Here is a 23,214-nt window from a genome sequence, read left to right as displayed (position 1 = left end):
GCCCATGACTGCCCGTGAAGCCAGGCCGGGTCAGGTGAGGCTGGGCCTTATCGGCGACAATATCCGCGCCTCGCGCTCGCCGGTGTTACACCGCATCTGCGGCGCTCTGGCGGGGCTGGAGGTCAGCTACGATCTCTATATTCCGTCCGATCTCGGCCTGACATTCGAGGAGACCTTCGCCCGCTGTCTGGCGGACGGTCTGGCCGGTTTCAACGTGACGCTGCCCTACAAGGAGCGCGTCATGAAGCTGGTCGAGGTCGAGAATCCGATGATCGCGCGCATCGGCGCCGTCAATGCCGTCAAGCTGACAGTGGACGGCGCGCGCGGGTTCAACACCGACTATTCGGGCTTCATCTCGGCCTTTCGAGCGGCCTTCGGAGAGCGGAAACCGGGTATCGTCGCGCTGATCGGCGGCGGCGGCGTGGGGAAAGCCGTCGCATTTGCCCTCGCTGCGCTCGGGGCGGAGGAAATCCGCGTGATCGACCGCGATCTGCCAAAGGCCGAGGCGCTGGCAGTGGCGCTGGGCGCGGCCGGCGCGGCAAGCGCCGTTGCAAAAACCGACGTCGCGGTCGCGATGACGGGCGCCGACGGCGTTGTGAACTGCACGCCGCTTGGTATGACGGGCTATCCGGGCTCTCCGGTCGGGGAAACCGATTTCGCCGGCCAGTCCTGGGCGTTCGATGCGGTCTACACGCCCGTGGAAACGCTCTTCAAGCAACAGGCCGAGGCCGCGGGTCTCGATTTCATCAGCGGCTATGAGCTGTTTTTTTACCAGGGCGTCGATGCATTCGAGATATTCACCGGAACGCGGGTGAGCGAACTCGATACGCTGCGCCGGCGCCTGCTGCTCGAAGGCTGAGCGCCAGGGCTGTCTCCTCTCGGGCCGCTTCACCAGCACGTAAAAATTATCGTCGGCGGACATGGAAACAATCGTCAAAGCCGCTATACTCATATTTGGTATTAGATTGGTCGCATCCGGAGCGTAGCGGGAGATTGGCATGACGGAAAGCGACAATGGGTCTTTGATGCATGCGGAGACGACAGAGGCCGCCGCCGCCGTGGAGCGCCTTCTGTCGAGCGAGGCGAAGACCTTTGCCGAGCTGGGACGTGTCGTCTCGGCCAGACGGCCGCCCGTCGTGACGGTCGCCGCGCGCGGCTCGTCGGATCATGCGGTGAGCTTTTTCAAGTATCTGTTCGAGATCAACGCCGGCATCCCGGTCGCCTCCATCGGCCCCTCGGTGGCCTCGGTCTACCATGCGCGGCTTCATTTGCCCGGCGCGCTGCACCTGACGGTGTCGCAATCGGGGGCGAGCCCCGATATCATCGCGGTCCAGGAGGCGGCCAAGAGCGGCGGGGCCACAACCGTCGCCATCGTCAACGTCGCCGACAGCCCGCTCGCCCGCACCGCCGATATCGTGATACCCATCCACGCCGGCAAGGAGTGCAGCGTGGCGGCCACCAAGAGCTTCATCGCTTCTGCGGCCGCGCTCGCCGCTCTCACGCAGTCGGCCACCGGCAGCGACGCGTTGGCTGCCGGCCTGCAGCGTCTGCCCACCGCTCTCGACGAAGCCTGTTCGGCCGATTACGAGCGGGCCTTGGCGGCGTTCGTGCAAGCCCGGTCGGTTTATACGACGGGGCGCGGGCCCGGTTTCGCCATTGCGCTGGAGGCGGCGTTGAAGGCCAAGGAAACCGCCAAGCTGCACGCCGAGGCCTTCTCGCTGGCGGAGCTCATGCACGGTCCCATGCAATTGATCGACGAGGGCTTTCCGGTCTTGGCCTTCGTGCCGGAAGATGAGGCGCTGGAATCCAGCAGCCAAGCGCTGGACAGGCTGGCGGGGCTGGGCGCGCACGTCTTTGCTATATCCTCGCGCCAAGCGGTTGCCGAGACCATAGCCGTGCATTCGACGGGTAGCGGCCACCTCGATCCTCTCCCCGCGCTGGTCGCCTATTACCGGCTGATCGAGCGCGTGGCGCGGGAGCGCGGGTTCGATCCTGACACGCCGGACAAGCTGAGCAAGGTAACGGAGACGCTTTGATGACGAGCTTGGTTCTGACTGGAGCGCGCATCTTCGATGGTGAGCGCTCGCTTGCGGGTCAAGCGCTTCTCGTCGAAGAGGGGCGGGTCAAGGCCGTCGTGCCTGAGGCGGATGTCGCGGACCGCTCGGAGGTGCAACGACTCGACGGAGGTTTGCTTGCACCCGGCTTCATCGACGTCCAGGTCAATGGCGGCGGCGGCCGTATGCTCAACAACGATCCGACGGCGGAGACGATGGGGGCAATCGCCCGCGCGCATCGGACCTGCGGCACCACGGCGCTGCTGCCGACGCTGATAACCGATACGCGGGAGGTGACAGCCCAGGCGATTGCCGCCGCCTGCGAGGCGGCAAGGTCCGAGCCGGGCATCATCGGCCTGCATCTGGAAGGCCCCCATCTGGCTCCGGCGCGCCGGGGAGCGCATCTGCCTGAACTGATGCGGCCTCTTGAAGATGACGATGTGGAGGAGATCTGCGCTGCGGCCGACAAGATGCCGGTCCTGCATATGACGCTCGCCTGCGAGCAGGCATCGCCTTCCAGGATCAGGCGGCTTACGGAGGCGGGCGTCATCGTCAGCCTTGGTCATACGGATTGCACCAGCGAGACCGCAATCGCCCTGTTCGAAGCCGGCGCGCGCGGCGTCACCCATCTGTTCAACGCCATGAGCGGCCTGTCCCACCGTGCGCCGGGTCTGGTGGGGGCTGCGCTCGACCACGGCCCGGCCTGGGGCGGGATCATCGCCGACGGGCATCACGTTGATCCCATCGCCCTCAGAATCGCGCTGCGGGCCATGCGTGGTCCCGGCCGGCTTTTCCACGTCACCGACGCCATGGCGCTGGTGGGCAGCAAGGCCGAGAGCTTCGAGATCAACGGGCGGGCCGTGCATCGAGAGGCCGGTGAGGTGTGTTCCAGGCTCGTGCTTGAAGACGGAACGCTAGCGGGGTCCGATCTCGACATGGCTTCAGCTGTGCGCTTCGGCGTCGAGATGCTCGAACTGCCACTGGAAGAATCGCTCAGGATGGCGAGCGCCTATCCGGCCGATTATCTCGGCATCGGCCGCGAGTATGGCTATCTGAAGCCGGGATCGCGCGCCGATATCGTGTGGCTCGACGATCAGATCCGCGTCAAGCAAAGCTGGCTCGGTGGCGAAGCCTGAGCTTGGCGCTACCGCTTGCCGTTTCGGAAGAGCTGGTTCCAGAAATCGTAGAAGGCCAGAACCAGCACGAAGCCGACCACAATGAAAAGCGGTGTCCTCGGTACCGACAAGACGAATATCCCGAGATAACCGGTCAACGTCGCCAGCGCGGCAGCTGCGATCACGCGGTCCAGTAGCATTGCCTCGCGCCTCCTCAACGCCCGTAGAACAGTTGGGGCAGCCAATAGATAATCGCAGGCACATTGTAGAGCAGGATCATCGTGATGAAGACCATGGCCACATAGGGCAGGGAGCCGGAGAATATCTGGGTGAGCTGCACGCCGGGGGGCGCTATGCCCTTTAGGTAGTAGGCCGACATGGCCATGGGCGGCGTCAGGAACGATGTCTGTAGGTTGAGCGCGATCAGGATGCCGAAGAACAGCGGGTCGATGTCGAAGATCGGCAGCAATGGCAGGAAGATCGGGACAAAGATGATGATGATCTCCGACCATTCCAGCGGCCAGCCGAGCAGGAAGATGATGAGCTGCGCCAGCAGCAGGAACTGGAGCGGCGTCAGGCTGAGGCCTTCCACGAATTCGCGGACGAGCTGCTCGCCGCCCAGATAGGAAAAGACCGAAGCGAAAACCCAGGAGCCGACGAAGAGCCAGCAAACCATGGCAGTGGTCTTGACTGTCAGGTAGACCGATTCCTGGAGCCGCTGCCATGTCAGCGCGCCGTAGGCCATAGCCAGAAGCAGGCCGCCGAGCGCGCCGATCGCGGCGGCCTCGGACGGTGTCGCAAACCCGAAAAGGATCGCCCCCAGAACTGCGGTGATGAGGATTGCCAGCGGGAAAAAGGACGTCAAAAGCATCCATATGACCTGATAGATGCCGATATCCTCGCCAAGCTTCTCCGCCTTGGGCGCCAGGCCCGGCTGGATCATGGCGCGGACAACGATGTAGATCAGATACATGCCAGCCAGCAGGAAACCCGGCAGCAAAGCGCCCGCATAAAGCCTCACGATCGAAACGCCGGATGTCGCCGCATAGACGATAAGCATGATCGAGGGCGGAATGAGAATGCCGAGCGTGCCGCCCGCGCAAATGACACCGGAGGCGAAGCGCGTGTCGTACCGGGCTTTGAGCATGGCCGGAAAGGCAAGCAGGCCCATCAGCGTGACAACGGCGCCTACGATGCCGGTCGCCGTTGCGAAGAGTGCGCAGGTGATGAGCGCTGCCACCGCCATGGAGCCGGGCAGCCGGCGCGTCGTGACGCTCAACGTCTGGAAGAGCCGGTCGACGATATTGGCGCGCTCGACCACATAGCCCATGAACAGGAATAGCGGCACTGCGGTCAAAACGTCATTGGCCATCACCGAGTAGGTCTGGTTGACGAAGAGGTCGAAGACGCGGTTGTTGAGGAAGCCGCCGGCATAGTTCTGAATCAGGGTGAACGTGCCCGCATCCTGCTCCAACGCTCGCGTATAGGGCATCCACATGCGGCCGGAATCGTAATAGGCGTAATAGCCGAAGCCGATGCCCATGGCCATGAGTGTAAAGGCGATCGGGAAACCCAGAAGAATGATGAAGATGAAAATGCCGAGCATCGCCACGGCGACTTGCGGGTCGGTCATTCCCGTGGCTCCCTTCGATCGACAATGTCGATAGATTCGCTGCCGTGACGCAGTGCCTCGGCGCCCTGCTTCTGCAAGATGGTTTCAAGCTCCTCGACATCCTCGGCGTGGGGGGGCCATTGGCCGGTGCGGATGGTGATGACGCAGCGGAAGACCTGGGCGATGCCCTGGATGACCAACAAAATGCCGGCAGCGATGATCACCGATTTGAACTGGTAGATCGGCACATTGGCCGGACTCATGGTCGACACTTCGAGATAGCGCCATGAGCGGCCTGCATAGCGCCAGCCGGAGAAGACGAGCGCGAGGACGCCGGGAAAGAAGAAGATGAAATACAGAACCAGTTCAACCTTGGCCTGGGTCCTGGGGGACCAGAGCCTGTAGATGAAGTCGCCGCGCACATGGCCGTCGCGCGAAAGTGTGTAGGCGCCCGCCATCATGAACAACGTCCCGTACATGATATAGGTAAGGTCGAACGCCCAGACGGTGGGCGCCCGGAATGCATAGCGCACGACGACCTCGTAGCTGACCGCCAGGGTCATGAGCACGACGCACCATGCAAACGCCTTGCCGAACCATGCGGAGACGGTGTCGGCGAAGTGGATATATCTGTGCATCTCGTTTCTCTGGTTCCCGGAGAAAAGCGGGGCGCTCGTGCGCCCCGCAGATCGTTTCGATCGATCAGAATTCGATCTTGCCTGGGAAATAATGCTGGTAAGCCAGTTTGTAGTCCGGCGCGTTCATAAGGGTGTAGAAGACAACGCGCTCGCACCAGGCCTTCTGGCTGTCGACCACCTTGGCGAAGAACTCGTCCTCCATGAGACCGGGCAGGATCTCATCCCAGGCGTCGAGCTGAACCTTGAGGACCTCTTCCGGTGTGCGCTGGACATTGACGCCGGACTCTTCCTGAAGCTTCTGCAGGTCGGAGGAATACTGATCCATGGCCAGTGCCGTGTTGGACAGGTGCACCGCCTCCACCGCATATTTCAGGATAGCCTGAAGATCCGGATCGAGGCTTTCGTAGCGGTCGCGATTGAAGATGAACTCGAAAGACTCGCTCGCCTGATGGTAGGAGGAGAGCATGTAGTTCTTGGCGACGTCCTGCGCACCGAAGCGCATGTCCGAGGTCGGATTGTTGAACTCGAAGGCGTCGATAACGCCGCGCTCCATCGCCGGCACGATTTCGCCGCCGGGAAGCTGCGCCACGCTGGCGCCCATGGCCTGGAACAGGTCGGCGGCCAGACCCACCGTGCGGTATTTGAGACCCTGTACCTGGTCAGCGCTCTCTATCGGGTTCTTGAACCAGCCGAAGGGCTGGGCCGGCATGCCGAAGGCGAAGAAGCCGACGATGTTGAGGCCGAGGACATCCTGGGTCAGCTCGCGGTAGAACTCGTTGCCGCCGCCGTGGTACATCCAGGCGATCATCTGCGTGGCGTCGGCGCCGAAGACCGGACCCGTGCCGAACAGCGATGCGGCCTTGTTCTTGCCGTACCAGTAGACCGGAACGGTGTGCGCGGCATCGAGGATGCCGTCATGGCAGGCGTCCTGCACCTGGAAGGCGCCCACCACCGCGCCCGCCGGCAGCAGGTCGATCTTCAGCCGCCCGCCCGACATGGCTTCGACGCGCTCGACATATTCCTTCGCCATGTCCTGGAACACATCCGATGATGGCCAGGACGATTGCATCTTCAAGGTTATCGGAGACTGCGCCAGGACGGCCGGCGCAGCCAACGTTCCGGCCGCGGCGGCGCCGGCAGCCGTGGTTGCCTTGCCGAGGAATTTTCGGCGTGAAAGTGCCTTGTCTGTCATGTTGATTTCCTCCCGTTGGTGCCCATTGTTCTTGTTATTGAGCAAGCAGAGATTACCCCACTGATCCAATCATGCAAGAACACGAGGCGGAAGCGGAAGCCCGGAAAAGACCCACTAATACGAAAGTCGTATAAATTCGCCTGACCTCCGCCATTCGGCGGAGGCGGCCGTGCGTCGGCTCTGCCATTGCGTTTCAAATTGATTTCGATTTCCAGGCCAATGCTGTAGCATCGCCGCGACAGAACAATCTCCAGGTGATTCAGATGGATTTTGTGCCGACCAGCGCGGTCATATTTCAGTTCGCCGTCGCTACCTTCATCATAGCGCTCACGCCCGGACCGGACATGACCCTGTTCGTGGGCCGGGCGTTGAGTCACGGGAAGGTGGCGGGTTTCGCCTGCATGTTCGGCGCGATGACCGGCATTCTCGTACATACGAGCCTGGTCGCGCTCGGGCTTTCGGCGCTGATCGTGGCCTCGCCGGAGGCCTTCTGGGTGCTGAAGATTTTCGGCGCGGGTTATCTGGTCTGGCTCGCCTACCAGGCGATCCGGCACGGCTCGGCCTTTGCCCCGGAGAAGAAGGCCGGAGCGGGGAATTCGTTGTTCAGGAACTGGGCGACGGGCCTTGGCATCAACCTGTTGAATCCGAAGATCATCCTTTTCTTCATGACCTTCCTGCCGCAGTTCGTCTCGCCGGGCGATCCCGATGCGCCGGGGCAACTTTTTTTCCTGGGGCTGCTTTTCATTCCGCTGTCGCTTCCCGTAACCGCGCCCATGGTGCTGGCTGCTGACGGGTTCTCGAAGCTGCTCAGGAAAAGCCCAAAGGTGACGCGGGTGGTGGACTACCTGTTCGCCGGGGTGTTTTCGGCCTTCGCGTTGAAGATATTGACGGCGCAGGCGCGGTAGGGGCGGGTGCTGGCGCCTGCGCTATCAGCTCTGTCGACGTTTGTTGATGCGTTCCGGCGAGGGTGAAGTATCCGCCATCGTCATCCCGGAAGCCCTTCGGATGACGGCTTGGGGCAGGGCGCCTACTCTCCGTGCCCGGCGATCATCATCGCTTCAAGCGCGAGCCGATCCGATTTCTTCATGCGCTCCGAGGCCGATTTGAGCTGACCGCAGGCGGCGAAGATGTCGCGGCCGCGTGGGGTGCGGATAGGGGAGGCGTAGCCGGCGCGGTTGACGTAGTCGGCGAATTTCTCGATCTGGTCCCAGTCGGAACATTCGTAGTTGCTGCCGGGCCATGGATTGAAAGGGATCAGGTTGATCTTGGCCGGGATGCCGCGCAGGAGGTTCACCAGTTCGCGGGCGTCATCCATGGAATCGTTGACGCCCTTCAGCATCACATATTCGAAGGTGATGCGGCGGGCATTGGACAGGCCCGGATAGTCGCGGCAGGCCTGCAAAAGCTTTTCGAGCGGGTACTTCTTGTTGATCGGCACCAGCTCGTTGCGCAGCTCGTCGCGGACGGCATGCAGCGAGATGGCGAGCATCACGCCGATCTCTTCGCCAGTGCGGTATATCTCCGGCACGACGCCCGAGGTCGACAGCGTTATGCGGCGCTTCGATAGCGACAGACCGTCGCCGTCAGAGGCGACGAGCAGCGCCTGCTTTACATTCTCGAAATTGTAGAGCGGCTCGCCCATGCCCATCATGACGATGTTCGTGACCTTGCGCCCCTCGGCGGGCACGATCGCGCCATCGGGCGTGTCGTGGTCGGGGAAATCGCCGAGCCGGTCGCGGGCGATGAGAAGCTGGTCGAGGATTTCGCCCGCCTTCAGATTGCGCACCATCTTCTGGGTGCCGGTATGGCAGAAGGTGCAGGTGAGCGTGCAGCCGACCTGGCTGGAGATGCACAGTGTGCCGCGCCCTTCCTCGGGAATGTAGACGGTTTCGACGTCGACCGGCCGGCCGGCGCCGCGCGGGGGAAAGCGCAGCAGCCATTTGCGGGTGCCGTCCTGGGAGATCTGCTCTTCGACTATCTCGGGACGGGTAATGGTGAAATGGCTGTCGAGGGCTGCGCGCAGCTCCTTGGAGATGTTGAACATCTGCGAGAATTCGGAGACGCCGCGCACATAGAGCCAGTGCCAGAGCTGGCGCACGCGCATGCGGACCTGGCGCTCCGGCACGCCGATTTCAGCCAGCGCCGCGCCCATCTCGTCGCGGGTCAAGCCGATCAGCGATTTCTTCTCCGCAAGCCCGGCGGGGCGCAGCTGGTCACGCGCTTGCGGCGTGGTCATATCAAGTGTCAGGGCCATGGTGTCACGCAATGGATCAATGCGGCGGCGGGAACATTCGTCGCCATCGGTGCCGTCAGTTGCCGCGCACATAGCACGAGTTTACCCAGGCGTCACGCCCCGGCCCGCAGATTGGGCGCGGCACCGGCGGATATGTCTTACGCTAGAGATGAAGCAGCGAGCGGCCCTGCTCGTTGAAAAGGTGCATCTTGGCGGGATCGGCGGCGAGCGAGATGGTCTCCCCGCGACCGAGCTTCTGCACGCCCTGCAGTTTCAGGATGACCGGTTCGGGCGCGTTCTCCACGTCGAGATAGACGTTCGTCACCTCGCCGAGAGATTCCACGATATCGACCCGGCCATTGAACAGACCGCTGCCGTTGGTGGCGATGCTCAAATCTTCGGGCCGCACGCCGAACTGCACGGTCCGGCCTTCGGAGCCGGCTTCGGAAGGTATCGGCAACTCGGCCATTCCATTGCCAAGCTTGACGGTGGTCTTCTCGCCGGCCTTTTCGATCTTCGCCGGCTGGATGTTCATCGCGGGCGAGCCGATGAACTGGGCCACGAAGAGATTGGCTGGGCGCTCATAGAGCTCGATGGGCGCACCGACCTGCTCGATACGGCCAGCGGACAGGACCACGATGCGGTCGGCCAGCGTCATTGCCTCCACCTGGTCGTGAGTCACATAGACCATGGTGGAATCGGGCATGGATTCCTTGAGCTTGGCGATCTCGATACGGGTGGCCACGCGAAGTGCCGCATCGAGGTTCGACAGCGGTTCGTCGAAGAGGAAGACCTTGGGATCGCGCACGATGGCGCGGCCGATGGCGACGCGCTGCCGCTGGCCGCCGGAAAGCGCCTTGGGCAAGCGGTCCAGATAGGGCTCGAGCTGCAGGATCTCGGCGGCCGCCTTCACCCGCCTTTCGATCTCGGCCTTGGGAGCCTTGGCGATCTTCATGCCGAAGGCCATGTTGTCGTAGACGCTCATATGCGGGTAGAGCGCGTAGGACTGGAAGACCATGGCGATGCCACGCTGGGAGGGCGGGATGTCGTTGACGCGCTGGTCGTCGATATACATATCGCCGCCGGTAATGGATTCCAGCCCGGCGATCATGCGCAGCAGCGTGGACTTTCCGCAGCCCGACGGGCCCACGAACACGACGAACTCCCCCGGCTCGATCTCGAGATCGATGCCGTGGATCACTTCGGTTACGCCGTAGCTCTTCTTGATATTCTTCAACAATACGCTCGTCATGCGATCTCACTCCCCTGGCGCTGTCTGGCCAGCCAGTATCCATACGGCTCGAGCGTCAACCGCCCATCCTCCAGCCGTGCCTTGTCGTCGAAACCGGCTATGGCCCTGAGGCCGTTATCCGGCAGATCTACCTGGGCCGTGATGCCCGACATGTTGATGGCAACCACAATGGTGCGGTCGCCGAAGCGGCGCTCGAACGCCAGCACGGCGTCGCTGTCGCCGATGAAGCGCAGCGTTCCCTTGGTCAGCTCAATGTTCCTGCTGCGCAGCGCGATCAGCATCCGGTAGTGCTGCAGCAGGCTCTCGCCATGCTCCTGTTCCGATACGGCAAGATGCAGGTGCTCCGCCGGCACGGGAAGCCAGGGCCGGCCGCCGCTGAAGCCGCCATTGGGGCTGCCGCTTTCCCACACCATCGGCGTGCGGCAGCCGTCGCGGCCCTTGAACTCGGGCCAGAACTGAATGCCGTAGGGATCCTGCAAATCGTCGAAATCGAGGATGGCCTCGGTCAGCCCCAGCTCTTCGCCTTGGTAAAGGCAGGCGGAGCCCTTGAGCGTCAGGAGCAGAGCGGCGGCCATGCGCAGATAGGCGTCGCGATCTTCGGTCCGGTCGGCCCAGCGCGAGGCGTGGCGCACCACATCGTGATTGGAAAAGCTCCAGCACGACCAGCCGTCAGGCGCGCTGTCATCGAAGTCGGTCAACGTCTTGCGGATGTGGGCCGGGGTCAGCGGGTCCGGCGCAAGGAAGTCGAAGGAATAGCACATATGCACCTTGTCGCCGCCCGAGGTGTAGGCGCCGATAAGCTCCAGCCCGCGATGGCTCTCGCCGACTTCGCCGACGGCCACCGCGCCCGGATATTCGTTGAGGAGGGTGCGGAACCGTTTTAGGAAATCCAGGTTCTCCGGCCGGTTCTTGTCGTAGACGTGGCGCTGATAGCTGTAGGGATTGACTGCCGGCGTGCTCACGGCGTTGCGCTCTTCGGGCGGCAGGGCCGGGTTGTCCTCCAGTCCGGTGCTGTGGAAGAAGAAGTTGAGGGTGTCGAGGCGGAAACCGTCGACGCCGCGGTCGAGCCAGAAGCGTGCGGTATCGAGAACCGCGTCCTGCACTTCGGGATTGTGGAAGTTGAGATCCGGCTGGCTGGCCAGGAAATGGTGCAGATAATACTGTCGGCGCGTCGTGTCCCACTGCCAGGACGACCCGCCGAAGACGGAGAGCCAGTTGCTCGGCGGCGCGCCGTCCGGCTTGGGGTCGGCCCACACATACCAGTCCGCTTTGGCATTGTCGCGGTTCGCCCGGCTCTCGGCGAACCATGGATGCTTGTCGGATGTATGCGAATAGACCTGGTCGATGATGATCTTGATGCCCAGCCGATGTGCCTCGGCAATCAGCGCATCGAAATCGGCCAGGGTGCCGAACATCGGGTCGACGTCGCGGTAGTCGGAAATATCGTACCCGAAATCCTTCTGCGGCGATTTGAAGAAAGGCGATATCCACACCGCATCGACGCCGAGCGAGGCCACGTAGGGCAGCCGGCGGGTGATGCCCCGGAGATCGCCGATGCCATCGCCGTCCGAGTCCTGAAAGGAGCGCGGATAGATCTGATAGATCACCGCGCCGCGCCACCAGTCCAGGTCGGGCGGATTGTCGGTTTGGATATGCGCGTTCATCGACGGAGCGCTCGCAATGACGTTCATGAAGTGGTCAGCCCCCTTTGACGGAGCCGGCAAGCAGGCCCCGGACGAGATAGCGTTGAAGTGCGAAGAAGACGATGATGGGCACCACGATGGCGACGAAGGCCGAGGCGGTCAGGATTTCCCAGTTGCCGCCGCGCGAGCCAAGCAGTTCGCGGAGCCGTCCCGTCAGCACGAGCTGCTCTTCGTTATTGCCGAGGAAGACGGTGGCGACCAGCAGGTCGTTCCAGACCCAGAGGAACTGGAAGATGGCGAAGGACGCTAGTGCCGGGAAGGACAGGGGCAGCACGATCTTGCGGAAAATCTCGAAATCCGACGCGCCGTCCACCCTGGCGCTTTCGATGATCTCGCGCGGCAGGCCGGAGATGTAGTTGCGCAGGAGATAGACGGCGAGCGGCAGACCGAAGCCGGTGTGGGCGATCCAGATGCCGATGAAGGATTTGCCGATACCGATATCGTTGTAGAGGCGCAGCAGCGGAATGAGCGACATCTGTAGCGGAACGACGAGAAGGCCGACGATCGTGGCCAGCAGCAGCGCCCGGCCCGGAAACTGCATCCAGGAGAGTGCATAGGCCGCATAGGCGGCGATCAGAATGGGGATCACGGTGGCCGGTATGGTGACGGTCAGCGTGTTGATGAAGCTCTGGCCGATGCCTTCCGAGAACAGGACGTTTTCGTAGTTTTCGGTCGTGAATCGCGGTGCTTCGCGGATCGTGATGAAGAGGCGCTCGCCGCGCCGGCCCTCGGGCTTTTCGGAATAGACAAGCCGGTAGTCGCCGTTTTCCTCGACGGTAGCTGTGCCGCCACCCCGCATCTCGACGACTTCACCCGGTTCGTAGGCGCTGGGCTCGCGCGAGGAGGTGCCGAAGGCGCTGACCCGCCCTGAGCCGCTTTCGAACAAATTGCCGGCGATTATCCATTGGCCGCCTTGCTCCACGGCCTCGTCGGGAGGCGCTGCGCGGGCGATGATGTTCTGCTCTGACGATGTAAGCGCGGTCCACCAGCCGCTGACGGCGAGCTGGTCCTTGTCGCGAAGGGACGAGACGAGGATGCCGAAGGTTGGCAAAGTCCAGATAGCGACCAATAGCAGGACAGCGAGGTTGACGGCCCACGAAAGGGCCGGGCGGTTGCCGACTGCCGTGCTCATTTGATGTCCTTCCGGGCTTCGCGGATATTCCAGATCATGATGGGGATGACCATGGCCATGATCACGAGGGCGATGGTCGAGGCCCGGCCGAAGTCGAGCCCGCGGAACATCCAGTCGAACATGTAATTGGCCAGCACCTGACTGCCCCATTGCCCATTGGTCATGGCAAGGACGATGTCGAAAACCTTGAGCACGAGGATGGTGATGGTGGTCCATACAACGGCGATGGTGCCCCAAATCTGCGGCACCTTGATCTTGTAGAAGATCTGGAAGGGCGATGCGCCGTCGATTATCGCAGCTTCGATGGTCTCCTCGGGAATGCCGCGCAGAGCGGCGGAGAGGATGACCATGGCAAAGCCGGTCTGAATCCAGATCAGCACGACCATGAGGAAGAAATTGTTCCAGAAGGGGACCGTGATCCATGCCTGCGGCTCGAAGCCGAAGGATGTCACGATGGCGTTGAGGAGACCGATCTGTTCTGAGCCGGCGGCGCGATAATCGTAGATGAATTTCCAGATGACGCTGGCGCCGATGAAGGAAATGGCCATCGGCATGAAGATGAGGCTCTTGGCGACGTTGCCCCAGGAAATGCGGTCGGTGAGCGCGGCCGAGATAAGGCCGAAGAAGGTGGCGGCGGCGGGCACGACGAACAGCCAAAGGATGTTGTTGCGCATGCTCTCGCGAAATGCCGCGTCGCCGGCAAGCCAGCGATAATTGGCGAGGCCGACCCAGTTCTCGCCGTTCGGCCCGTGGAAGCTGAGGACTACTGAATTGACGACCGGGTAAACCAGATAAAGGCCCAGAATGACGATCGCGGGACCCAGGAAAAGCCATGGCCTGATGGCGTTTGCCTTGGTCAGGTTGGCGCCGACATTCTCGCCTCGGGCAGGATAGAGCGTGTCGAGCAGCCTGTTGGAGCCCCAGAAATAGCCGAAGCAGGCGGCAACGCCAAGGATCATCACCAAGGTGGCGGTCAACAGCTTGATGTCGGGTAGCACGAGGCTGATGGCGGCGAAGGCGGCAACGGCAGCAGCCACGCTGATCACAATGCCGGCAATCATGATGACGAGCGTCAGAAGAGCCGTGATCAGATGCGAGACCAGTCTCGACAACGCGGTGGGCGGCGGAGGCGCCATAGTTCCTGAAATAGCCACGCTTTTCCCCTCGGCTCAATCTTCTTGGTCTGCCCGAAGTGGCCGCGAAGAGGGCGGGGTTCCGCCCTCTTCGATCGGCTTCTGCTACTTGATCGCGTCCCACTCCTTCTGGATGTCAGACGCGACATCTTCGGCTGACTTGCCGCCGACATAGTCGATCATGCCCGTCCAAAAGGCGCCGGCGCCGATGCGGCCCGGCATCAGGTCCGACCCGTCGAAGCGGAAGGTCGTCGCGCTGGCCAGGATGTCGCCCTGCTTCTTGAGGGGGTCGTTGGCATAGGCTTCGGCGTTGACCCCGGTGTAGGCGGTCAGGAAACCGGACTGCGCCATCCACAATTCATGAGCCACGGGCGCCTTCAGGAACTCGATGAAAGCGCGCGCTGCATCGGAATCTTCGGTGATCGCGAACACCGTTCCCGCGCCTAGCACGGGCTTGCCGAGATCCTTGCTCTCATAAGCCGGCATATAGAAGAAGTCGGCGTCGAGGCCGAGTTCGGTTCCCTCGGGGAAGAAGCTCGGAATGAAGGAAGCCTGGTGGTGCATGTAGCATTTGGGCGGTGAGGCAAAGAGGCCCTTGGGGCTGTCACGGAAATCCGTGGAGACCACGCCTTCGGTGCCGCCATCGACAAAGTCGTTATTGCGCGCGAACCAGCCGAATTCTTCGATAGCAGCTACGATACGCTCGTCGTCGAAGGGGATCTCGTTGCGGACCCACTGGTCATAGACTTCCGGCGGCTGGGTGCGCAGCATCATGTCCTCAACCCAGTCGGTCGCCGGCCAACCCGTGGCGCCGCCCGAGCCCAGACCGATGCACCACGGCGTCTCGCCGTCCGCCACGATCTGCTCGGTAAGGGCTTTCAGGTCCTCCATGGTCTCCGGAACCTCGTAGCCCGCATCCTCGAAGTTCTCGGGGACGTACCAGACCAGTGATTTGACGTCGGCCTTGTACGGAAAGGCGTAGAAATTCTCCGTCCCGTCCTTGCCGGCATAGGTGCCGAGGTCGACCCAGGACTGGCCGGCAGCATAATTCTCCTTGACCCAATCTGCGGTCTCGCTGCCCAGTGAAGCGAGATAGCCTTTTTCCGCGAGGTTGGCGGCAAGGCCGGGCTGCGGGAAAACGGCTATATTGGGTGCGCTGCCCGACTGCGTGTCGATGACGATCTGCTGCTCGAAAGAGTCCGAGCCGGAATAGTTGACGGTCGCGCCGGTCGCATCTTCGAAATAGGCCAGAATTGACTCGAACAGTTCCTCGTCGGCGGATAGCCAGGGACCGAATATGGTCAGCTCCTGTCCTGAAAGATCGTTCGCGGCCTTGAACTCTTCATAGCTGTCCCAGTTGAAGCGGCTGTCCTCGCCCGGCGCGAACTTGAGTTCCTGCGCCCCCGCCACGCCGCAGGTGAGCGCTAGCGACAGCGCGCAAGCAACCGTGCCCGAAATCCTCGGTCTAATCATTGGTTTCCTCCACAATCGGCTGCTGCATGCCGCAGCCAGAAAATCCGAACCAGGCGTGCCGCCTGGCACGACGTTTTCGACAATATCGCCAAAGCTTCAAAGCGCTTTGGTTGCTTTAGCATCGCCCTTCGGGTCGGTTGAGTCAAGTCGCGTCAATGCAGTCCATGGCAGAACATACGGATTTATCAGTGGTTTTCGCTACGATGTCGTGGATGTCTGGGTCGAATGTAATTGACGGCCTTGATTTGTTTTGGATGATAAGAAATAGTTTCAAAGCGCTTTGAAAGAGGGAGAGTTACGTCGGTGGCTCGTGGTGCGGTCAATCTGAAACGGCTTTCGCAGGTGTTGGGTCTTTCCCCGACCACCGTTTCGCGCGCGCTCAACGGCTTTCCCGAAGTCAACGAGAAGACGCGCGCGAGGGTGATCGAGGCGGCCAACCGGCTCAACTACCGGCCGAGCGCCAGCGCGGCCAGCCTGGCCACGGGCAAGGCCTGCGCCATCGGCCATGTCGTGCCGCTGGCGGAGCATATGATGATCAACCCGCATTTCTCCGACTTCATGGCGGGGGCGGGCGAGGTCTATGCCCAGTTCGGCTATGAGATGCTGATCAAGGTGGTGGCCCGCGAGGACGAGGCAGACGTCTATCGCGATTTTGCCAGCCGAAGCCGCGTCGACGGGGTCGTCGTCCACGGCCCGGCAACCAACGATCCGCGCATTCCGCTGCTCAATTCCCTTGGATTGCCCTTCGTCGTCCATGGCCGGTGCGACGATCTGGCAAGCGACTATTCCTGGCTGGACGTCAACAACAGGCGAGCTTTCCGCCGGGCGACGGAGTTCCTGTTCGATATGGGGCACCGGCGGATCGCGCTCGTCAACGGCATCGAGACGATGAACTTCGCGGGCAGACGCCGGCGGGGCTATGAGGATGCCCATCAGGCAAGGGGCGTACCGCTCGACGCCGGCCTGATCTTCGGAGCGGATATGGTGGAGCCTTACGGCCACCGCGTTGCCAAGAAGCTGCTCGAGGGCGATAACCCGCCGACCGCATTCCTGGTGGCCAGCGTGCTGCCGGCGATGGGCGTGATCAGGGCGATGGGGGAGCTCGGGCTGAAGGCGGGAGCGGATATATCGATCATCGCCTTCGACGACGATCTTTCCTTTCTCCAGGCACCGAGCGAGGGTGGGGGCAGGGGTATCCCGTTCTTCACCGCCATGCGCTCTTCGATTCGGGAGGCTGGGCGCCGCGCGGCGGAAATCCTCCTGGAGCGGATCGACGCGCCCGCCAATGCCCCGCCCAGACAGGAACTGTGGGAAGCCGAATTCGTGATTGGAACGACGACCGGACCCTTGAGAGAAACCGTCGGCAGGCACCGGGTATTCCCAGCTTGAATGGGGCTGGATGGCGTGGACGCAAATTTTCAGAAAAGAGATTTTTGATGAATAGCGAATATGATGTAATCGATTGCAAACGTGCGGATTACCCAGAAGGCTTTCTCTTCGGCGTCGCCGCTTCGAGTTATCAGATCGAGGGATCGCGCTTCGGCGGATGCGGTGCGTCGCATTGGGATACGTTCGCTGCTACACCCGGCAATACCGCGACCGCGCGCGGCGAAGATGGTTCGGTGGCGTGCGATCACTATCACCGCTGGCCCGAAGACCTCGACCTTGTGCGCGATGCAGGGCTCGATGCCTATCGCTTTTCGATGTCGTGGGCGCGGGTGCTGCCGGAGGGCAGGGGAAGGGCGAACGAGGAAGGGCTCGATTTCTACGACCGGCTTGTCGACGGCATGCTGGAGCGTGGCATCAAGCCCTTCGCCACGCTCTATCACTGGGATCTGCCGGCGCCGCTGGCCGATCTCGGCGGTTGGCGCAACCGCGACATCGCGTCGTGGTTCGCCGACTACACGGATGTGATCATGCGCCGCGTGGGCGACCGCATCCATGCGGCGGCGCCCATCAACGAGCCCTGGTGCGTTGCCTGGCTCAGCCATTTCATGGGGCATCATGCCCCCGGGCTGCGCGACATACGGGCGACGGCGCGGGCCATGCATCATGTGCTCTTGGCTCACGGGCGCTCGATCCAGGCGATGCGGGCGCTGGGAATGAAGAATCTGGGCCTCGTGACGAATTTCGAATATGCCGCCCCTGCCGACGACAGTGCGGAGGCGGAAGAAGCGGCCAGGCTCTATGACGGCATCTATAATCGCTGGTTCCTGGATGGCGTCTTCAAGAAATCCTATCCGGAGGAGGTTCTGGCGGGGCTCGGGCCGCATATGCCGGAAGGATACGAGCGTGATTTCGACATTATCGCCGAACCGGTCGACTGGGTGGGCATCAACTACTACACGCGCAAGCTCATCGCCCCGGACGGGAGCGGCCAGTTCCCCGCGCTGAAGGAGGTCGAGGGACCGCTTCCCAAGACGCTGATGGACTGGGAGATTTATCCCGATGGGCTCGCGTTCTTCATCGACCGGGTTCATCGCGACTATGCCAAGGGCCTGCCCATCTATGTGACGGAAAACGGCATGGCCTCGGCGGATCGGCTCGCCGGCGGTGCGGTCGGCGATCCAGCCCGCATCGATTTCCTCAACCGGCATCTGGCAAAGGTACGCCAGGCCATCGACGCCGGCGTGCCGCTGAAAGGCTATTTCATCTGGTCGCTGCTCGACAATTACGAATGGGCGCTGGGCTATGAAAAGCGCTTCGGCCTCGTGCATGTGGATTTCGATACGCTGCAGCGCACGCCGAAAGCTTCGTGGCATGCGTTGAAAGAAGCTCTGCGGTCGGAGTAATAAGGATAACCGAACAACCCGAGGACATGGCGTGACCCTGGCAGGATCGCTCTTCCCAATCGCCGGCTGGTTTCTCTACGCGGTCCTTGCAGGGCTGCTGGAAACCGTGCGGCCTTCGCTGTCGATGATCATGAGCAGGCACCGCAGGCGCTGGGTGGAGAATGCGGTGCATCGCGAAACGCCCATGGATGCGATTCTTTCCGGCAATCTCATGAGCTCCGTCTCGTTCTTCGCCTCTACCACCGTGCTCATCATACTGGCGCTGTTCGCGGTGCTGGGGCAGGTCAACTCGGTGGTGGAGGCGGTGAACATCATCCAGCCTGAACAGGAGATCACCAAGGCGAATGTCGAAAGGCATCTCATCCTGGTGCTCTTGATGTTCGTGCTGGCCTTCATGGCGTTCACGCTGTCGCTCCGCCAGTTCAATCATTTCTGCATCATGCTGGGCGCGGCGGAGCACGCGGAAAAAAGCGACAAGGAAGAGATCTACGTCATGACGGCGCTGAACACCCTCGGCGCGCGCAATTTCAACCAGGGCATCCGGGCCTATTACTTCGCCATCGGCACGGTGGCCTGGTTCATCTCGCCGCTGGCTGCTATTGCCACGACGGTCCTGATATTCGGCTCGATCCTTTATCGCGAGTTCTTCTCATCCGCGCGCATGCTGGTGGCCGGCCTCAAGATCAAGGGACAGGAGGACAAATAGCGCCGGTCCCTGGTATTAATCCTATCTCAAACAGACCGCCCTACGATTGCCGCGATTTCCCGCGTCATGAGTGCGGTACATTTTTATTCATCTGATTGGCAGGCAACATGACGAGCATCGTACCGGTCATTATCTGCGGAGGCGCGGGGTCGCGCCTTTGGCCGCTTTCGCGGGAAAACCATCCCAAGCCGCTCATCCGGCTGGCCGATGGGCTATCGCTGATCCAGCATGCGCTGCTGCGCGCCATCGCGCTGCCTGGCATGTCGGACCTGATCACAGTCACCAACCGCGACCTGTTTTTCGCCATCGAGGATGAATACCGCCAGTTGGGACTCGATCTGGGCCGCTCGCGCTTCCTGCTGGAACCCGTCGGGCGCAACACGGCGGCGGCGATCGCCGTGGCAAGCCTCGAGGCGGCCGAGACTTTAGGCGGCGACGCGGTTCTTTGCGTGCTGCCCGCCGATCACATGATCGGCGATACGCCGGCGCTGGTGAAAGCGGTGGAGCAGGCGGCTGCGCTTTCCAAAAAGGGGCGCATCGTCACCTTCGGCATCAAGCCGACCCAGCCCGAGACCGGTTACGGATATATCGAAGCCGACGGGGCCGATGTCGCGCGCTTCGTGGAGAAGCCGGACGAGGCGACAGCGCGCGAATATCTGGCATCGAGCCGCTTCCTGTGGAACTCGGGCATGTTCTGTTTTCAGGCGAAGACGATGATCAAGGGAATGGAAGATCATTGTCCGGACATCCTTTCAGCATGCCGCGAATCCCTGGAAAAGGCGCGCAGATCGGTGGGAGAGGGGACCGAGCAGGTGGCTCTGGACGGCGAGGCGTTCTCCCAGGTACGGGCCGATTCCATAGATTATGCGGTCCTTGAAAAGGCGCCCAACGTATCGGTGGTCGCCTGCGATATCGGCTGGGACGATATCGGTTCATGGTCGGCGCTGGGGGAGCAGTTCGAAAGCGACGATAGCGGCAACCGGATCCACGGCATCGTCAACGCCATCGGTTCGCACGGCAATGTCGTGCGCGGCAGCAACCGGCTGATAGGGCTTGTCGGGGTCGACAATCTCATTGTTGCCGACACGCCGGATGCCTTGCTGGTCGCTTCCCGCGAGCATGCGCAGGACGTGAAACTTCTCTATAACCAGCTGAAGGAAGCGGGCGACGAGACATATCGCATCCACAGCACGGTCTTTCGGCCCTGGGGCTCCTATACCGTGCTGGAGGAGGGGCCGCGCTTCAAGATCAAGCGGATCGAGGTGAAGCCGGGCGCCAGGCTATCGCTGCAGATGCACCACCACCGGGCAGAGCACTGGGTCGTCGTGTCGGGCACGGCGCGGGTGGTCAATGGCGAGCAGGAGATGATGCTGACGACCGACCAGTCAACCTACATCCCTTGCGGCGCAATGCACCGCCTGGAAAATCCCGGCGTTCTCAAGCTGGTGCTCATAGAGGTGCAGACGGGCGATTATCTCGGCGAAGACGATATCGTCCGCGTCGAAGACGTATATGGTCGCAGTTAGGACGGCTCCAAAGCCGAAGTAGCTTCGCTTCTCGATTTCAGGCTCTCAAGGAGCACATCGAGGAAGGCGCGCAGGCGGGTCGTGACCGACTGCGGCGACGCGAACACGAAATACATGGATTTCTCCGCACCCTGCCACTCCGGCAGGAGGCGGACCAGTTGGCCGGCCTTTATTTCCGGCCGTGCCAGAATGGCCGGGAGCTGCGTGATGCCGGCGCCTTCGACCGCAGCATCGCGGGCGGCGAGCATAGAGGAGAAGCGCAGCGCCGGCTCTATGCGGATGAGCTCGACATCGTCCTCTCGATGGAAGGTCCATCCTTGCCGCCAGTGAAGTGGGACGTCGATCAGCGGGAACCGGATCAAATCGCGCGGGTGCGCCAAAGTCTCGATGCCGGCCAGGCCGGGTGAGGCGGCGAGAACCGGGGCACCAGTGGATATGCGTCGCGCCACCTGCGTGCTGTCTTCCAGCGGTCCGAAGCGGATCATGGCGTCGAAGCCTTCTTCAATGAGATCCGGGGGGCGGTCGGTGAAGACGAATTCGAGCGTGATCTCGGGATAACGAGCCCTGCATCTCGCCGCGATACCGCCCATCATGATCTGCCCGAAGAGCTGCGGCACGGCGATGCGCAGATGGCCGCGGGGCGCCTGTCCCGCATCGCTTAGCGAGCGGCGTATGTCACCTGCTTCCGCCAGAAGCCGCTCCGCGCGCAGGGCAAGCACCTCACCCTCGGTCGTAACCCGCATCTGCCGCGTCGTGCGTTCGATAAGCCGGACGCCGAGCAATCGTTCCAGATCGACCACGCGCTTGGATGCCGTGGAGCGCGGTACGCCGAGGCGGCGGGCGCCACCGGCAAAGGAACCTTCTCGCACGACGGCATGAAAAACGCGAAGCGCGGCAAGGTCGAGTTCATTATCCATATTCATGCACAGTCTTTCCAATACCCGCAGACTTGTTCCTAATCATGTCATTTGAGAAGGAGGGATGCAAGGCGGGACGCCTCCCGCCGCGCCACGATTTGGGCCAGCAAAGGAAGATGATACATGTCCAGTCAATCGGTACAGGGCGGGGTAACACAGGAGACGGCCGCGCCCGTCCCGGCCGCCGTGACTTTCGCTATCCTGGCGACGTCGGCGCTCACGGTCATGGCGAATGCCACGATCGCGCCGTCCCTGCCGGGTTTGCGCGAGGCCTTCAGCGAGACACCGCATATCGAGGTGCTCAGCGGGCTGATCCTTACCCTTCCCTCGATCTTCGTCGTTTTCACCGCTGCCCTGATCGGCTGGGTCGCCGACCGGACAGAGCGCCGTCTCGTGCTCGTCCTCGCGATGATCGTGTACGCTCTTGGTGGCGCATCGGGGCTCGTTCTCGACAGCATACCGGGGCTTTTGCTCGGTCGGGCGGTATTAGGCATCGGCGTCGCCGGCACCATGACGCTCGCCGGGGCTTATGCGGCCGACCTCTGGCAAGCCGGCGCACGCGAGCGCTTCATGGGCCGGCAGAGCGCAGCCATGAGTTTTGGCGGCATCATTTTTGTGCTTGTGGGCGGCTTTCTCGCCGGCTTCGGCTGGCGCTGGGCTTTCGCGGCCTATTTGATCGCGCTTCCCCTGGCAGTCTATGCCGGCGTCGTGCTGCGCGGGCCGAAATATGCCGGGGCGCGGAAAAATGCGGGCGAATATGGGGCACAGGCCGATAGCCAGGATTTTCCGTGGACCCAGTTTGCCCGGATCGGGTCGCTCGCGTTCCTGTTCATGGCCATATTCTACATTCTGCCGACGCGCGTTCCATTCCGGCTGGTGGAGATCGGCATCGACGGACCGATGCTCAGCGGTGTCGCACTCGCGCTGGTGACGCTCTGTGCCCTGCCTGGCTCTTTGAGTTACGGCAGAATTCGCCAGCGGCTTTCGGCCCACGCCGTTTTCGCCTGGGGCTTTGTCTGCCTCGCCACGGGGCTGACTATTCTGTCCTTGGCCTTCAATTTTGCCGGGATTGTCGCCGGAATGGCAATTTCGGGACTGGCAATCGGACCTTTGATCCCGAATTTCATGGCTCATTTCATGCAGTTCGTGGCCCCGCAGCAGCGCGGCCGGGCGGCCGGGCTGATGACCACAGCCCTTTTCAGCGGGCAGTTCGTATCTCCGCTCGTATCGGGGTTCGCGGCGGCGCAAACGGGTGTTGCCGGAAGCTTCCTGGTGTTCGCAGCGGCATGCACGGCAATCGCCGTCGTCATGAGCATGTCCGCGTTGCGGATGCCGGCGGTCCGGCAGGCGGGGTGAAGACGGCGATGCTCGGGCAGAAAAAAGGGTTGCGGATCGGCGTGAGCCGTTCCGCAACCCCGCTCCTGGGAGGAGATTCGTGGCAATCGTGATCGGTGCTGAAAAAAGTACCCCAGGCTTGCCTTATGCGATTGGCAGATAACGGTCGTTTTTTTATCCGCGATCTGCCCAGTATGGTTCCGTCAACAGCAGCTTTGACCTCTGCGCGAATATTCTGGAAAGCGCATCCGCGACAGTTGCCTTGGCTTCCGAGTAAAAAGGTATACGTAATAACAATTTGAAAACATTGGGTAATTTTCTTTTACGCCTTCGTGTTAGCGCGACCTTTCCTGCCTGTCGACCCAAGCTGAAATCACATTTTCTTGTTTTCCCGTGATCGC

20 protein-coding genes are annotated in these 23,214 nt (G+C 62.1%); 9 read left to right on the top strand and 11 right to left on the bottom strand.

Annotated elements, in window-relative coordinates:
- The first annotated feature begins 4 nt into the window (after positions 1–4).
- The 3 genes from N1058_RS16265 to nagA all read left to right on the top strand — a co-directional run bounded on the left by N1058_RS16265 (position 5) and on the right by nagA (position 3,190).
- Complete coding sequence (locus N1058_RS16265; protein WP_265518656.1) at positions 5–859, top strand: shikimate dehydrogenase family protein; 855 nt, start codon at positions 5–7, stop codon at positions 857–859.
- 139 nt (positions 860–998) lie between these two features.
- A complete protein-coding gene (locus N1058_RS16260; protein ID WP_265518655.1) occupies positions 999–2,036 on the top strand; it encodes an SIS domain-containing protein in 1,038 nt (345 codons plus the stop codon).
- Positions 2,033–3,190: an N-acetylglucosamine-6-phosphate deacetylase gene (gene nagA, locus N1058_RS16255; protein WP_420848002.1), complete on the top strand. Its 1,158-nt coding sequence runs from the start codon at positions 2,033–2,035 to the stop codon at positions 3,188–3,190. The genes N1058_RS16260 and nagA overlap by 4 nt, the downstream gene beginning before the upstream one ends.
- 8 nt (positions 3,191–3,198) lie before the next feature.
- Here the strand turns inward: nagA and N1058_RS16250 are convergent, their stop codons facing one another.
- From N1058_RS16250 to N1058_RS16235, 4 genes are all read right to left on the bottom strand, one after another.
- Positions 3,199–3,369, bottom strand: coding sequence for a hypothetical protein (locus N1058_RS16250; RefSeq protein WP_265518653.1), 171 nt, complete (start codon positions 3,367–3,369; stop codon positions 3,199–3,201).
- A gap of 14 nt (positions 3,370–3,383) precedes the next feature.
- Positions 3,384–4,802 (bottom strand): TRAP transporter large permease, encoded by a 1,419-nt coding sequence (locus tag N1058_RS16245; protein ID WP_265518652.1) that lies wholly within the window; start codon positions 4,800–4,802, stop codon positions 3,384–3,386.
- Entirely contained in the window at positions 4,799–5,419 is a 621-nt protein-coding gene (locus tag N1058_RS16240) for a TRAP transporter small permease subunit (RefSeq protein WP_265518651.1), read from the bottom strand. Before N1058_RS16240 ends, N1058_RS16245 begins: the two co-directional genes overlap by 4 nt.
- A gap of 64 nt (positions 5,420–5,483) precedes the next feature.
- Positions 5,484–6,611: a TRAP transporter substrate-binding protein gene (locus tag N1058_RS16235; RefSeq protein ID WP_265518650.1), complete on the bottom strand. Its 1,128-nt coding sequence runs from the start codon at positions 6,609–6,611 to the stop codon at positions 5,484–5,486.
- Positions 6,612–6,874: 263 nt separating this feature from the next.
- On the opposite strand from N1058_RS16235, the gene N1058_RS16230 reads away from it, so the two are divergent.
- Positions 6,875–7,516 (top strand): LysE family translocator, encoded by a 642-nt coding sequence (locus tag N1058_RS16230; RefSeq protein WP_265518649.1) that lies wholly within the window; start codon positions 6,875–6,877, stop codon positions 7,514–7,516.
- Between the two features lie 122 nt (positions 7,517–7,638).
- Here N1058_RS16230 and rlmN read toward each other — a convergent pair whose 3' ends face one another.
- From rlmN to N1058_RS16200, 6 genes are all read right to left on the bottom strand, one after another.
- Complete coding sequence (rlmN, locus tag N1058_RS16225) at positions 7,639–8,865, bottom strand: dual-specificity RNA methyltransferase RlmN (RefSeq protein WP_265518648.1); 1,227 nt, start codon at positions 8,863–8,865, stop codon at positions 7,639–7,641.
- A 142-nt stretch (positions 8,866–9,007) separates the two neighbouring features.
- Entirely contained in the window at positions 9,008–10,096 is a 1,089-nt protein-coding gene (locus N1058_RS16220) for an ABC transporter ATP-binding protein (RefSeq protein ID WP_265518647.1), read from the bottom strand.
- Complete coding sequence (gene bglA / locus N1058_RS16215) at positions 10,093–11,760, bottom strand: beta-galactosidase BglA (protein ID WP_265518706.1); 1,668 nt, start codon at positions 11,758–11,760, stop codon at positions 10,093–10,095. Before bglA ends, N1058_RS16220 begins: the two co-directional genes overlap by 4 nt.
- 34 nt (positions 11,761–11,794) lie before the next feature.
- Positions 11,795–12,931, bottom strand: a complete 1,137-nt coding sequence (locus N1058_RS16210; protein ID WP_265518646.1) for a carbohydrate ABC transporter permease — start codon at positions 12,929–12,931, stop codon at positions 11,795–11,797.
- Positions 12,928–13,890 (bottom strand): carbohydrate ABC transporter permease, encoded by a 963-nt coding sequence (locus tag N1058_RS16205; RefSeq protein ID WP_265518705.1) that lies wholly within the window; start codon positions 13,888–13,890, stop codon positions 12,928–12,930. The genes N1058_RS16210 and N1058_RS16205 overlap by 4 nt, the downstream gene beginning before the upstream one ends.
- Positions 13,891–14,169: 279 nt before the next feature.
- Complete coding sequence (locus N1058_RS16200) at positions 14,170–15,537, bottom strand: ABC transporter substrate-binding protein (protein ID WP_265518645.1); 1,368 nt, start codon at positions 15,535–15,537, stop codon at positions 14,170–14,172.
- Between the two features lie 303 nt (positions 15,538–15,840).
- On the opposite strand from N1058_RS16200, the gene N1058_RS16195 reads away from it, so the two are divergent.
- The 4 genes from N1058_RS16195 (at position 15,841) to N1058_RS16180 (ending at position 20,561) form a co-directional block, all read left to right on the top strand.
- Positions 15,841–16,926 carry a substrate-binding domain-containing protein gene (locus N1058_RS16195; protein ID WP_265518644.1) on the top strand — a complete coding sequence of 362 codons (1,086 nt, stop codon included), beginning with the start codon at positions 15,841–15,843 and terminating at the stop codon, positions 16,924–16,926.
- Between the two features lie 47 nt (positions 16,927–16,973).
- Positions 16,974–18,329: a GH1 family beta-glucosidase gene (locus tag N1058_RS16190; protein WP_265518643.1), complete on the top strand. Its 1,356-nt coding sequence runs from the start codon at positions 16,974–16,976 to the stop codon at positions 18,327–18,329.
- Between the two features lie 31 nt (positions 18,330–18,360).
- Complete coding sequence (locus N1058_RS16185) at positions 18,361–19,035, top strand: DUF599 domain-containing protein (RefSeq protein ID WP_265518642.1); 675 nt, start codon at positions 18,361–18,363, stop codon at positions 19,033–19,035.
- 107 nt (positions 19,036–19,142) lie between these two features.
- Positions 19,143–20,561 (top strand): mannose-1-phosphate guanylyltransferase/mannose-6-phosphate isomerase, encoded by a 1,419-nt coding sequence (locus tag N1058_RS16180; RefSeq protein WP_265518641.1) that lies wholly within the window; start codon positions 19,143–19,145, stop codon positions 20,559–20,561.
- Here N1058_RS16180 and N1058_RS16175 read toward each other — a convergent pair.
- The gene (locus tag N1058_RS16175; RefSeq protein ID WP_265518640.1) at positions 20,558–21,484 is read right to left on the bottom strand and encodes a LysR family transcriptional regulator; all 927 of its coding nucleotides are present in this window, start codon (positions 21,482–21,484) and stop codon (positions 20,558–20,560) included. The two genes, N1058_RS16180 and N1058_RS16175, sit on opposite strands and share 4 nt — an antisense overlap.
- Positions 21,485–21,601: 117 nt before the next feature.
- Here N1058_RS16175 and N1058_RS16170 point away from each other — a divergent pair, with 117 nt between their 5' ends.
- Positions 21,602–22,834 carry an MFS transporter gene (locus tag N1058_RS16170; RefSeq protein WP_265518639.1) on the top strand — a complete coding sequence of 411 codons (1,233 nt, stop codon included), beginning with the start codon at positions 21,602–21,604 and terminating at the stop codon, positions 22,832–22,834.
- Positions 22,835–23,214 lie beyond the last annotated feature (380 nt).

This window comes from Nitratireductor luteus (assembly GCF_026162365.1).
GTDB lineage: Bacteria > Pseudomonadota > Alphaproteobacteria > Rhizobiales > Rhizobiaceae > Chelativorans > Chelativorans luteus.
This window is presented reverse-complemented; position numbering and strand designations above follow the sequence as displayed.

Bases quoted from the DNA above. Each gene is read 5' to 3' on its own strand.
- N1058_RS16265 (WP_265518656.1), top strand. From the start codon at position 5: ATGACTGCCCGTGAAGCCAGGCCGGGTCAGGTGAGGCTGGGCCTTATC.
- N1058_RS16260 (WP_265518655.1), top strand. From the start codon at position 999: ATGACGGAAAGCGACAATGGGTCTTTGATGCATGCGGAGACGACAGAG.
- N1058_RS16250 (WP_265518653.1), bottom strand. From the start codon at position 3,369: ATGCTACTGGACCGCGTGATCGCAGCTGCCGCGCTGGCGACGTTGACC.
- N1058_RS16245 (WP_265518652.1), bottom strand. From the start codon at position 4,802: ATGACCGACCCGCAAGTCGCCGTGGCGATGCTCGGCATTTTCATCTTC.
- N1058_RS16240 (WP_265518651.1), bottom strand. From the start codon at position 5,419: ATGCACAGATATATCCACTTCGCCGACACCGTCTCCGCATGGTTCGGC.
- N1058_RS16235 (WP_265518650.1), bottom strand. From the start codon at position 6,611: ATGACAGACAAGGCACTTTCACGCCGAAAATTCCTCGGCAAGGCAACC.
- N1058_RS16230 (WP_265518649.1), top strand. From the start codon at position 6,875: ATGGATTTTGTGCCGACCAGCGCGGTCATATTTCAGTTCGCCGTCGCT.
- rlmN (WP_265518648.1), bottom strand. From the start codon at position 8,865: ATGGCCCTGACACTTGATATGACCACGCCGCAAGCGCGTGACCAGCTG.
- N1058_RS16220 (WP_265518647.1), bottom strand. From the start codon at position 10,096: ATGACGAGCGTATTGTTGAAGAATATCAAGAAGAGCTACGGCGTAACC.
- bglA (WP_265518706.1), bottom strand. From the start codon at position 11,760: ATGAACGCGCATATCCAAACCGACAATCCGCCCGACCTGGACTGGTGG.
- N1058_RS16210 (WP_265518646.1), bottom strand. From the start codon at position 12,931: ATGAGCACGGCAGTCGGCAACCGCCCGGCCCTTTCGTGGGCCGTCAAC.
- N1058_RS16205 (WP_265518705.1), bottom strand. From the start codon at position 13,890: ATGATCCTTGGCGTTGCCGCCTGCTTCGGCTATTTCTGGGGCTCCAAC.
- N1058_RS16200 (WP_265518645.1), bottom strand. From the start codon at position 15,537: ATGATTAGACCGAGGATTTCGGGCACGGTTGCTTGCGCGCTGTCGCTA.
- N1058_RS16190 (WP_265518643.1), top strand. From the start codon at position 16,974: ATGAATAGCGAATATGATGTAATCGATTGCAAACGTGCGGATTACCCA.
- N1058_RS16180 (WP_265518641.1), top strand. From the start codon at position 19,143: ATGACGAGCATCGTACCGGTCATTATCTGCGGAGGCGCGGGGTCGCGC.
- N1058_RS16175 (WP_265518640.1), bottom strand. From the start codon at position 21,484: ATGAATATGGATAATGAACTCGACCTTGCCGCGCTTCGCGTTTTTCAT.
- N1058_RS16170 (WP_265518639.1), top strand. From the start codon at position 21,602: ATGTCCAGTCAATCGGTACAGGGCGGGGTAACACAGGAGACGGCCGCG.